Raw genomic sequence first — 11,934 nt, forward strand, 5'->3', positions numbered from 1 at the left:
ATCGTATTCTTCATCAACGGCCTCATCGTCCTCATAGAAGGACTCCTCTTCATTCTCTTCATACTCGCCCGGCAGTTCTTCGTAACTGTCGAGGTCATCGTCGTAGAGATATTCTGAGTCATCTACAATATCTTCGGTTTTATTTCTCTTCTGACTGTTCAGTTTTTTTTTACTGGCTTCGGGATTCCCGTATTCATCCAGCTCGCTAGTGTCATCTTCTTCAGAAGTGCTATCTATCGTATCTGCCGCCTCTTCCAGAGAGATACCTTCACTCAAGGTTCCTGAACCTTGCCTATAAGGATCGTAGGATTCATCCATATCATCCCAGCTTTGATCAAGATTCACTTCTTCACCGTCGGTATAATCACCATCCCACTCCTCCACTGGCTGCTGACCATAAACATCAGTTTCACTGCCCTCATCAAGGGCCAGTAGATAGGGTACTGTGAGTATGGTACCAGCGAGAATGAATAGTGGAGCCAGCGGTTTCTTCATCCCTGAAATCCTGTTGAGGGCACGTTTTCTCATTCCTTGCCAAAGGCAACAACCAGCTCTCGATTAGTGAGTCGAACCAATTCTGCCCTGTAGCCTTTATCAGTGATAACACCAATATTCAAAGCTTCAATTTTCAATGTATCGGCACTCAGAACAGTTATTTTTACATCCTCCTGCAAATCCAGACCCTGAGGATCAATATAAAAGAAGGCTTTCCCGGCAAATAAAATGTGTCCACCTGACTGAATCACAGGGTTTTGGATGTTGTCTACATGCTCCTGCAGAGCATTGATCTTGATACGTACCCCCTTACCGAAAGACAATACCCCGTTGTCAATGATCAGGCCTGAGGTCACAATAGCTGTTTTATCACTGACCCTGATAGGCTGCTCACCCCCTGTAGAGGGGATGGTGACTCGGCCACTCCAAGTAATCTCATTATCAAGATTTTCACCTTTCTCAGTTTCCGTGCTGTTCAAGGTCAGCTTCTCCACGCCGGTCAAATGACCAATAAATTGGCTATTGCCCCGTAACAGCAATGCATCCTCATTATCATCTTCAGATACATGAATATCTCCATTGATCGTTCCGGTATTAATCAACTCAAAAACGCTGGATGTATCAATATGAAAGGCAACCCGCCCTTCCACCACTCGATGGTTTTCCCAACGTAAACCACTGCCCAGATTACTGTAATAAGAGCTCCTGTTATGTACGGCTACTGCTGTTCCATTGGATGGCATTGCCGTAATCAGACCATAGTTTTTTAACAAGACATTGCCGATTCCTGAATTCAAATTAAATGCAACGGCTTGAGCATTACCGTCTTCTGATGTCGAAAAAACACCGTTTTCAAAGTTAGTAATACTCCAGGTTGAACCAGAATCAACGGTAATGGCCGAATAGGCACCACCAGAAAAAACCTTCCCTTTATTAAAAAAATAACAGGGAAAGGGTGCGAATGAGATCTCGCAGGCGTTAGTAATGGGATGCAGCCAACTGTGCTCCCTATGGCCCAGAATCAAAGCTGCATCAAAACCTGCCCGGCCAGTCAACTCTTCACTGTATGTGGTCTGGTCTTCATCAATATGCACAGGGTTCGCCTGCCCTGCCATTGATAGAGAAAGTCCTGCCACCAGCAAGATGGTTCTACAGAGTCTTAATGCTGACATGGTCACTGATCCTTTCTTATCCGTACATGTGAAAGCGGCCAAGGCCATGCCCCTGTCACCTCCAGTTAGAGAGTTAATTGACCATAACTATCAGAGAAAGTTCGGCCTGGAACAGCCTTGATAACCTATTGGATTCAATCGAACCCAAGGGTGTCGCTGGATTCAAATAAGCGCCCAGAGCCAGAGTTGATTGACGAGAATATTACGAGACACGATGCAGAATCCTTTCCGCCAGAGAAGAGTCGCATTTAATTTATTTGCAATTAAATGCCCGGACCAGTGGTCGAGTTCTTTTCACGCCGATTAGCGTTTTTCCAAAATTACGCTGCCGATTGAGTAACCGGCTCCAAAAGAGCACAACACACCTTTACTGCCAGCTTTCATGCCTTGGCTGTGCTTATGGAAAGCAATCACAGAACCTGCTGAGCTGGTGTTAGCATATTCATCGAGAATCACAGGTGCCTCTTCTGGCCGGGCTTCCCGCCCGAACACCTTTTTGGAAATAAGCTGGTTCATGGCCAGATTAGCCTGATGAAGCCAGAGTCGGCTGACGTCAGAAACCGGAATTCCACTATCGCCCAAATGCTCGGTAATCTGCTTCGCTACCTGAGGACAAACTTCCTTAAAGACTTTGCGTCCGTTTTGAACAAACAGCTTATCTCGTGCACCAAGACCTTCTTCAGCAGCACGATTCAGAAAACCCGCATTGTTACGAATATTGTTTGAAAAACTTGTCCACAGGCGAGTGCCTCGTACTTTCCATCCTTCTGTCCGGGCAACGTCTGCGCTCTCAAGCACCACTGCCGTGCAGGCGTCACCGAAGATAAAGTGACTATCTCTGTCCCGGAAGTTCAAATGGCCGGTACAGATTTCCGGATTCACCATTAAAATTCTGCGGGCACTGCCAGAGCGGATCATATCGCTGGCTACCTGCAGTCCAAAAGTGGCGGAAGAACAAGCCACGTTCATATCAAAGGCAAAGCCACTGGTGCCAAGAAAATGTTGAACTTCTACAGCAACGGCAGGATAAGGGCGCTGCATATTGGAACAGGCGACAATCACCCCATCAATATCATCCGCTGATAGGCGCGCCTGTCCAAAAGCGTCTTTTGCAGCCGTCACAGCCATCTCGCACTGAACGGAAGGTTCATCGTTGTTACGTTCAGGGATGCGGGGCAGCATACGTTCAGGGTCAAGAATCCCTTCTTTATCCATCACATAGCGACTACGAATGCCGGAAGCCTTTTCGATAAAGGCGCTGCAGCTTTCTGGAAGTGGCTGGTTTTCACCGGCTTCGATAGCCGCGTGGTTACGTTTATTTTCGGCGCGTACCCAAATATTGAAGCAGGTAACAAGTTCATCATTAGTGATGGCAGAAGGTGGGGTGTAGAGCCCGGTGCCGGTCAGAATAACATCTGTCACATTGAGCCTCTTAATCGTTTTATCTGGCTTTCAGCCTGACGGCAGAGATTATTTATCTGTTTATTCTGGTGTTGATGGTATAGCAGCGGGCAGATCATGGAAACCTAAGACCAGCCCGCCGTAACATTTTGGCAACAAATTTGATTTATGGGGTCAGTTTTTTATTTGTGTTTTATTTGAGTTCCACCAAATGGGTCAGGAGGAGACGGCCTCTGGAAACCGACAACGACCTCCTGCCCCCTTCTTCCGTGTGAGTACACTATGGAACCGCGATGTCTTCCCACACTTTTCTGAGTCGTTTATCGGAAACCGGCACCCGTGTTTTTAAGCTTTGAGCAAAGAGTGAAACTCGATACTCCTCCAACATCCAGCGGTATTCCCAGAGGGTTTTATCCACAATTTTCTGCTTCTGCAACGCCTCACGGCGAGCATTCCAGATTTCGTGGAGATGTTGCAGTTCATCTGTGTAAACACGATCCCGGTTAAAGTTGCTGCCCAGTTTATCCAGCCGCTGCGCAACTGCCGTCAGGTAACGGGGGAATTGTTCTAGCCAGTCCAGTGGAGTCTGACGCAGAAAACCTTTGAAAATCAGGTTACCCAGTTGTGCCTGAATATCCGCCATAGACAATGCCACCTGAAAAGAGAGTTTGCCCTTCAAGCGCTTTTGCACATCGTTATGCCGGGTGAAAATCTCCAGCAGTAGCTTATCCAGTTTCTCCGCGAAGGGAACAAGATCAGCCCTGTGAGCAGCTATCAGCGTGCGGAACTCGGTTTCATTACGGGGCCACTGACGTTCATCGGCCAGAAAGACATGCCGAATGGCAAACAGTTCAAGATCTTCCAGCAACGCAGTTTTGGGAACAGTTTTCACCGCCAGCACTGTCACCTTATTCAGATTCTTCATCTGCTTGAGCATAAAGCGCACCGGCTCAGCCATGGCCAGGCGAATCAACCGCGCCATACCCCAGACCATTTCCTCTTTAGCCTGTTCTGGCGTATCAAACAAACGCAGGGAGACAGAGTCTTTATCATCCACCAGCGCGGGGAAAGACCGGAACAGCAAGCCACCACGGGTCTGGCGGACTTCTTCTGGCAACTCCCCAATGGTCCAGCTGGTGATGCCGGATTGCTCCATGCCCTTATCGGCCATATCCCGCAGACTGCTAACAGCTTTGTCCGCAAACTTTTCGCGGAGCCTGGAAAGATCACGCCCCTGCCCCAGCAGTTTGCCATCGTCATCCAGCACTCGGATATTCATGCGGAAATGGTTATCCAGTGTGTCCGATTTCCAACCATCTTCGGGGATACGTACGCCGGTCATGCGGAACAGCTTTACCCCCAGCAGCTCGGTGAGGGATTCATCGCAGGCATTCAGCCCTTCCATGGCGGCTTTGCTGTAGTCCGGTACCGGCACAAAGTTTTTGCGCAGCTGTTTGGGCAGGGAACGAATCAAGGCCACAACCTTGTCTTCCAGCATGCCCGGCACCAGCCACTCCAGTCGCAGTTTAGGAAGGTGCTGCAACAGGGAAACCGGCACAGACACGCTCACGCCATCATCCTCATCACCGGGAGAGAAGTGATAGGTCAGAGGCAGTTCCATACCTTCGTGTTTAAGGCGCTCAGGGTACTGGTTTGCAGTAATGTTGGCCGCATCGTGCTGCATCAGATACTCCTTCGTCAGAAATAGTATCTGCGGATCTTGCTTCTCGGCCTTTTTGCGCCAGTTTTCAAAACCGGCACCGTTTACCACATCGGACGGAATACGATCGTTATAGAAGGCAAACAGGGTTTCCGGATCAGCCAGAATATCCTGACGGCGGGACTTCGCCTCCAGCTCTTCCACTTCCGCAATCTGCTTTTGATTGTGGATAAGGAATGGCGCGCGGGAGGCGGCTTTTGAGGCATAGCGACCAGCCACCAGGCCTTCGCGAATCAGCAGCTCACGGGACACAACCGGGTCAATGGTGCCGTAGTGGACTTTGCGGCGGGAATAGATCACCAGCCCGTACAGCGTCGCCTGCTCATAGGCAACCGCTCGCGCCTGCTTCTTTTCCCAATGAGGCTCAAACCAATTGCGTTTGATCAGATGCCCCGCCAGCGGCTCAATCCATGACGGTTCTATTTTGGCTACTGTTCGAGCATAGAGCTTGGAAGTTTCTACCAGCTCCGCTGCCATCACCCACTTGGGTTTGCGTTTGAATAAGCCAGAGCCGGGGAACACCCAGAACTTACGGTTACGGGCACCGAGGTAATCCGCCTCTTCGGTTTTATTGCCCAGATGGCTGAGCAAACCTGTCAGCAGCGCCTTGTGAACATCGGCAAAGGTGGCTGGTTCTTTGTTGTGACGCAGCTTTAAATCTTTGCATACCAGCGCCAGCTGGCGGTGCATATCCTTCCACTCCCGCATGCGCATAAAGCTGAGATAATGCTTTTTGCACAGCTTGCGTAACTGGCTGGAGGAGAGTTCCTGGCGCTGTTCTTCATACCAGCGCCACAGGTTGACATAGCTGAGGAAGTCCGAGTCATCGTCGTAAAATTCCCGGTGGGCCTGATCAGATGCCTGCTTTTTCTCAGCGGGGCGTTCCCGTGGGTCCTGCACCGCCAGAGCACTGGCAATAATCAGCAGTTCGTCCACGGCATTGGTATCGTGTGCCGCCAGAATCATACGGCCAATACGGGGGTCGATAGGCAGGCGGGACAGCTGGTTGCCCACGCGGGTGAGTTTTTGGTCTTTATTAACTGCACCCAGCTCCTGCAGCAGCTTGTAACCGTCGTTTATGGCGCGATTGTCTGGCCTGTCCACAAAGGGGAATTGGGTAACATCCCCAAGGCCAAGCTTGAGCATCTGCAGAATAACGGCAGCAAGGTTAGTACGCAGAATTTCCGCATCGGTAAATTCCGGACGGCTGAGAAAATCGGACTCATCGTACAAACGAATACAGATGCCTTCCGCCACACGACCGCAGCGGCCTTTACGCTGGTTAGCCGATGCCTGGGATACAGCCTCCACCGGCAAACGCTGCACCTTGCCCCGCACGCTGTAACGGCTGATGCGGGCAGTGCCAGGGTCAATCACATAATGAATGCCTGGAACAGTCAGAGATGTTTCTGCCACGTTGGTGGAGAGAATAACTCGACGACCGGCGTGTGACTGGAAGATACGGTTTTGTTCAGCATTGGAGAGACGGGCGTAGAGAGGGAGAACTTCTGTATCCCGTAACTTACGCTCTTTGGTGGCTTTATCCCGCAGGAAACGCGCTGTTTCCCGAATATCCCGTTCACCGGGCAGGAACACCAGCACGTCGCCCAAACGATGGCCGACACCGTTGCGTTCCAGGTCTTCAATCTCTTCCAGCGCCTGGAAGATACCTTGCATCTGACGTTCATCACCGTCTTTGGCTTCAACATCCAAGTCCGCCAGCGAACGGTAGAGCACCTCTACGGGGAATGTTCGCCCGGAGACTTCTATGACCGGGGCAGGCTTACCACTGGCGTCAGCAAAGTGCTGGGAAAAACGTTCTACGTCGATAGTTGCAGAGGTAATAATAACTTTCAGATCAGGCCGCTTCGGCAGAAGCAGCTTGAGGTAACCGAGAAGGAAATCAATATTGAGGCTGCGCTCGTGAGCCTCATCAATAATGAGAGTGTCGTAGTTATTGAGGTAGCGGTCATTCTGAATTTCTGCCAGCAGGATACCGTCAGTCATCAACTTGACGCGGGTCTGATCGCTCACCTGATCGGTAAAGCGCACCTGATAACCCACAAGGCCACCAAACTCGGTTTCCAGCTCTTCGGCAATACGACTGCCCACAGAACGGGCAGCCAGACGACGTGGCTGGGTATGACCAATCAAGCCATGTTTTCCCAAACCCAGTTCTAAACAGATTTTTGGCAACTGCGTGGTTTTACCCGAGCCGGTTTCACCAGCAATCACCACCACCTGATTCTCGGCAATCAGGCGGGCGATGTCGTGCCTTTTCTGGACAACGGGAAGAGAATCGTTCCAGTTCAGTTTGACCGGCTGAGCAATACGCTGCTGAACCTGCTCGCAGGAACGCTCCAGCCGCTGGTAAAAGCGGCCGTGCTCTTTGCCCGATAAACGCTTCCAGTTACGCCACTGGCGACGAAGCCAGTGGCGATCCCGTGTCAGGCTGTTTTCAATGTCTGCAGCAACAGCTGCCTTATCTTTACGGTTATCCCGATCGGTCATACGACTGTTGCTGATCCTTCGTGTCTTACTCGGCCATGGCAGGCTTGGATGCTTTTGCCTGCTTTGCCAGCTCTTCGTCGCGCAGGGCGCGGCGCAGAATTTTACCCACATTGGTAGTAGGAAGCTCTTCGCGGAACTCCACAATCTTGGGCACTTTATAACCGGTCACATATTGACGGAAATGGGTGCGAATATCATCTTCCGTCAGCCCACTGTTTTTCGTGACCACAAACATCTTGATCTTCTCACCAGTCTTCTCACAGGGCACGCCAATAGCCGCACACTGTTCAACGTCCGGGTGACGTGCCAGCACATCTTCCAGCTCGTTAGGGTATACGTTAAAGCCGGACACACTGATCATATCTTTCTTACGATCAACAATACGTACGTAGCCGTCTTCATCAATAGTGGCAATATCACCGGTGCTGAGCCAGCCATCATCCGTCAGGGTTTTAGCTGTCTCTTCCGGGCGTTTCCAATAGCCTTTCATCACCTGAGGGCCGCGAATACACAGTTCTCCCACGTCTCCGACACCCAGCTCCTCGCCGTCTTCATCCACCACCTTCAAATGAGTAGACGGCAATGGCATACCAATTGTGCCCAGACGGTTATCTGATAATGGGTTCAGGGTAATAACAGGGGAGGCTTCGGTCATACCAAAACCTTCACTGATTGCGCAGCCGGTCATATTTTCCCAGCGTTTGGCAGTGTCCATCTGCAGAGCCATTCCACCGGACAGGGTGATTTTCATCCGTTTGAAGCTCAGCGCCTGAAAATCCTTATTTTTCATCAGGCCATTAAACAGAGTATTCAACCCCACCATGACAGTGAAAGGATACTTTTGCAGGTCTTTCACAAAAGCAGTCAGATCACGAGGATTGGTAATCAACAAACTATGCATACCCGTTACCAGCCCCACCATACAGTGAACGGTAAAGGAATAAATATGGTAAAGAGGCAGCGGCGCTACGATGACTTCCCGCCCCAGTGTGATGTCATTCTTCACCATTCCCAGAATTTGCAGCATGTTGGCAATAATATTGCCATGGCTCAACTCAGCCCCCTTGGGAACACCTGTTGTACCGCCGGTATACTGTAAAACAGCGGTATCTTCAGACTGTGCCTTATGGCGCTTCAAAGAGAGGTTCGCCCCCTTCGCCAGTGCTTGATTAAACGGGACAGCGGAGGGGATATGAAAAGCGGGCACCATTTTGCGCACATGGCGCACAACATTGTTCACCACAAATCGCTTGACCAGAGGCAGCATGTCACCAATTTCTGTCACAACCACATGCTTGATGCCTGTTTTAGGCACGACAACTTCGGCCAGATGAGCCATGTTCGCCAATACCACCAGTGCCTTGGCTCCGGAGTCGTTAAACTGGTGTTCCATTTCACGCTCGGTGTAAAGCGGGTTGGTGTTTACAATAATCAGGCCAGCTTTCAGGGCACCGAACACAACAACGGGGAACTGCATCAGGTTAGGTAGCTGAACGGCGATACGATCTCCGGGAACCAGGCTGGTTTCGTGCTGAAGCCATGCCGCAAAACGATCACTCAGGGTATTCAGGTTACTGTAAGTAATGGTTTTACCCAGATTGGAAAACGCGGGCTTGTGCTGGAACTTTTCGCAGGCCAGATCCAGAACATCCAGAATGGATGAGTACGGCACTTCACCAATATCCGGGGAAATACCATCCGGGTACTTCTCGGCCCAAAAATTCCCATTCATGTTCTAACTCCTGATAAAACAGATACACCCTGTCCGGCGGATAGCAGCAACAGGTGGTTCAAAATTCTGAAACAAGCATCGAATATAGCGATTACTACAAATAACTGCAGGGCACCAGACAATGAAAATCGCGTTAGGGAATGCATGAATAACCGGGAAGTTGCTTCAGAAGCTGTAAAAAACTTACGTAGACTACCAGTTTTCCCACTGAGTAATCCAATAACCTGTTGATATACAGGGGGGAGGAACTGCCCCTGAAAACGTCTACTCATCCCATATTTGCATGCCGCTGCTTCGATCTGCCACTATTACATCTGCTACCGCACGTGGAAAACCAATAACAATACCTCCAGCATCAGTGAGGATAAGCCATGGACACCAGCAAGACGTTCCTTGAATCCTGCGACCATCATCGTATACCGATTTACCAGTGGCCTCTCGAAAATCCCAGAGGGGCTATCCTCGTTTTGCATGGAATGGCCGAACACGGGCTGCGATACGCACGTCTGGCACAGGCCCTGAATGCGGCAGGCTATACCGTTATGGCTATCAACCACCGAGGCCATGGAGAAGACACACCCGAAGTGGGGCTGGGCACTTTTGCTCCGGAGAATGGCTGGAACAAGGTGCTGGATGATGTGGATCGCGCCTGGAGCTATATGCGTAAAAGCGTGAGAAAGCACACACATCAAAATAGCCCGGATACCCCCCTGTTTGTACTGGGTCACAGCATGGGTAGCTTCATCACTCAGGCCTGGCTGATGAAGCAGCCTGAAAACGTCGCTGGTGCGGTACTATCCGGTTCTAATTTTACCCCTGCTACACTCCTGAAACTTGGGCGACTGGTGACGTTAATGGAGAGTTACAGAATCGGTACATCCAGTTGCAGCAAGCTGGTTGACACCCTTACCTTCGGCTCGTATAACAACGCCTTTAAACCTGTTAGAACATCATTTGACTGGCTGTCCCGAGATGCGGCGGAAGTAGATACTTATATTGCCGATCCCCTATGTGGCTTCCAATGCACCAATGGTTTATGGCTGGATCTGTTTCAGGGGCTGTTGTCAATTTCTTCCGTCAGCGCACTGAAAAACATTGATTCCCAACTACCTTTATACATCGTTGGTGGTGATAAGGACCCAGTTGGTCAGGCCGGCAAAGGGCTGCGCAAACTGGCTGGCGCACTGGTTGCTGCCGGGCTGCAGGATATCACAACAGATATCTACCCAAACGGACGCCATGAAATGTTCAACGAAACCAACCGTGATGAAGTGACTACCAGACTGACAGCATGGTTGGATAATATCTCTCTGAATATACCTGATCACAGAATGCACGCGAGACGGCCCAAAGCCACTCTTTAGCGATCAAAACCACTGTGACCCTACGAGGACATCTGCGTGACAACACTGGTAAGCGTGCCTTACGACGAACTCAAAGTGGGCGACACGGCCACTTACACTCGCACTCTCACCGAGCGTGATCTGATTCTGTTCGCCACTGTTTCCGGCGACCACAATCCTATTCATATCGACGAAGAGTTTGCCAGCACTACCCAGTTCAACGAGCGCATCGCCCACGGCATGTGGACCGGCTCACTGATCTCCGCAGCACTGGCCATGAAACTACCCGGGCCTGGTGGCATTTATCGTGGTCAGGAATTAAAATTCCTGCGCCCGGTAAAGGTGGGTGATGAGCTGACCGTTCAGCTGGAAGTGCTGGAGAAAAATGAGCGCACCAAGGCAGCTGTTGTTGCAACGAATGTTGTCAATCAGGATGGAAAATTCGTGGTAAAGGGCAAGGCATCCATCATGCCAAATCAGGAACGCACTGAAATTGAGAGCGGCAAGCTTCCCGAAGTCTCCATTGCCAGCATGACGTAACATTCCGGCTTGGCCTGCCCTTTTGTGTCAGGCCACAGCAACCTTTCCAAAGATGGTCTAGTTTTATTCGGTTACTCTACGGAGGATGACCTTATGCGCCCCATCTGGGTTCTTGTGGCTGATAACAGCCAAGCCTGCATGTATCACTTCCAGCCTCACCAGCACAATCTTCAACTGCTCGACTACATCCAACACGAAGAAGGCCGATGGCACAGCGGCGATTTCGTTACCGACAAAACTGGCCATACTACTAAAACCCGAAGCCCTACGAGTATGGCGAACCGCGGCCTGGGTGTATCAGATCGCTCCCCGAAGACACAGGAAAATACCCGCTTTACAAAACTGGTTGCCAAAGCCATTAATCATGCCCATGAACAGCACAGCTTTGACGCTTTGCAGGTATGCGCCCCTCCTGGATTCATGGGAGAACTACTACCGAAATTAAAAAAGGATGTACCTTTGACCCACAAGGTGACCAAGAACCTTGTGACGGAGAATGATCAGCGGATTATGCAACACTTGGATACGCGAACATTGACCAGCTCTTACCTTTGATCTTTATGCCGGGTCTTTTGGCCCGGTTTTCGTTGCTCTTTTGCTGTTCTTTTTGGACGACGATTTCAACTTTACCCCACGAAATCACCCACCCATGGCACTCCCATAGTACTATGGAAGGATTTCCCTATTCCTTAAAGGAGGAAGAAGCCTTCATGGAGCGACGACGACAAAAACTAAAAAGCAGGAAAGTCAGACGTACCAAAGCCTACAATCTGTTTCGCCGGTTACGGGATTATCACGCGGAAACCTTACGTTTTCTGACAGACTTCCGAGTGCCTTTCGACAACAATGGCAGTGAGCGGGATGTCCGCATGGGCAAGCTGAAAGCCAAAATCTCAGGCTGCTTCAGAAGCAAGGCGGGGGCGGCTTGGTTTAGCCGAATTCGTAGCTACATCTCATCAGCAAGGAAGCAGGGGCTGGGAGTTTTTGAGTCTCTGCTTATAGCTGTTGAGAATTACAGCC

General features: G+C 50.5%; 9 protein-coding genes. 4 read left to right on the forward strand and 5 right to left on the reverse strand.

Features of this window, described 5'->3' with window-relative positions; genetic code table 11:
• The 5 genes from E1189_RS06140 to E1189_RS06160 all read right to left on the reverse strand — a co-directional run.
• A partial coding sequence (locus tag E1189_RS06140) for a hypothetical protein (RefSeq protein WP_230460213.1) occupies positions 1 to 495 on the reverse strand: 495 nt, incomplete at its 3' end.
• A 29-nt stretch (positions 496 to 524) separates the two neighbouring features.
• Positions 525 to 1,667 carry a hypothetical protein gene (locus E1189_RS06145; RefSeq protein ID WP_155159163.1) on the reverse strand — a complete coding sequence of 381 codons (1,143 nt, stop codon included), beginning with the start codon at positions 1,665 to 1,667 and terminating at the stop codon, positions 525 to 527.
• Positions 1,668 to 1,970: 303 nt separating this feature from the next.
• The gene (locus E1189_RS06150) at positions 1,971 to 3,089 is read right to left on the reverse strand and encodes a beta-ketoacyl-ACP synthase III (RefSeq protein ID WP_329601919.1); all 1,119 of its coding nucleotides are present in this window, start codon (positions 3,087 to 3,089) and stop codon (positions 1,971 to 1,973) included.
• A gap of 259 nt (positions 3,090 to 3,348) precedes the next feature.
• The gene (gene hrpA, locus E1189_RS06155; protein WP_155159164.1) at positions 3,349 to 7,299 is read right to left on the reverse strand and encodes an ATP-dependent RNA helicase HrpA; all 3,951 of its coding nucleotides are present in this window, start codon (positions 7,297 to 7,299) and stop codon (positions 3,349 to 3,351) included.
• A gap of 25 nt (positions 7,300 to 7,324) precedes the next feature.
• Positions 7,325 to 9,031, reverse strand: coding sequence for an AMP-binding protein (locus E1189_RS06160; protein ID WP_155159165.1), 1,707 nt, complete (start codon positions 9,029 to 9,031; stop codon positions 7,325 to 7,327).
• 371 nt (positions 9,032 to 9,402) lie between these two features.
• Between E1189_RS06160 and E1189_RS06165 the strand changes: the two genes are divergently transcribed.
• The 4 genes from E1189_RS06165 to E1189_RS23755 form a co-directional block, all read left to right on the forward strand.
• On the forward strand, positions 9,403 to 10,395 hold the full coding sequence (locus E1189_RS06165; RefSeq protein WP_155159166.1) for an alpha/beta fold hydrolase: 993 nt from the start codon (positions 9,403 to 9,405) through the stop codon (positions 10,393 to 10,395).
• Positions 10,396 to 10,431: 36 nt separating this feature from the next.
• On the forward strand, positions 10,432 to 10,914 hold the full coding sequence (locus E1189_RS06170) for a MaoC family dehydratase (protein WP_329601920.1): 483 nt from the start codon (positions 10,432 to 10,434) through the stop codon (positions 10,912 to 10,914).
• 93 nt (positions 10,915 to 11,007) lie between these two features.
• Positions 11,008 to 11,469 carry a host attachment protein gene (locus E1189_RS06175; RefSeq protein WP_155159167.1) on the forward strand — a complete coding sequence of 154 codons (462 nt, stop codon included), beginning with the start codon at positions 11,008 to 11,010 and terminating at the stop codon, positions 11,467 to 11,469.
• Between the two features lie 155 nt (positions 11,470 to 11,624).
• Positions 11,625 to 11,934: IS66 family transposase (locus E1189_RS23755; protein ID WP_196221257.1), on the forward strand; the 310-nt coding region annotated here is incomplete at its 3' end.

It is taken from the genome of Parendozoicomonas verongulae (genome assembly GCF_009711465.1).
In the GTDB taxonomy this organism is placed as follows: Bacteria; Pseudomonadota; Gammaproteobacteria; order Pseudomonadales; family Endozoicomonadaceae; genus Sansalvadorimonas; species Sansalvadorimonas verongulae.

Bases quoted from the DNA above. Each gene is read 5' to 3' on its own strand.
- E1189_RS06145 (WP_155159163.1), bottom strand. From the start codon at position 1,667: ATGTCAGCATTAAGACTCTGTAGAACCATCTTGCTGGTGGCAGGACTT.
- hrpA (WP_155159164.1), bottom strand. From the start codon at position 7,299: ATGACCGATCGGGATAACCGTAAAGATAAGGCAGCTGTTGCTGCAGAC.
- E1189_RS06160 (WP_155159165.1), bottom strand. From the start codon at position 9,031: ATGAATGGGAATTTTTGGGCCGAGAAGTACCCGGATGGTATTTCCCCG.
- E1189_RS06165 (WP_155159166.1), top strand. From the start codon at position 9,403: ATGGACACCAGCAAGACGTTCCTTGAATCCTGCGACCATCATCGTATA.
- E1189_RS06175 (WP_155159167.1), top strand. From the start codon at position 11,008: ATGCGCCCCATCTGGGTTCTTGTGGCTGATAACAGCCAAGCCTGCATG.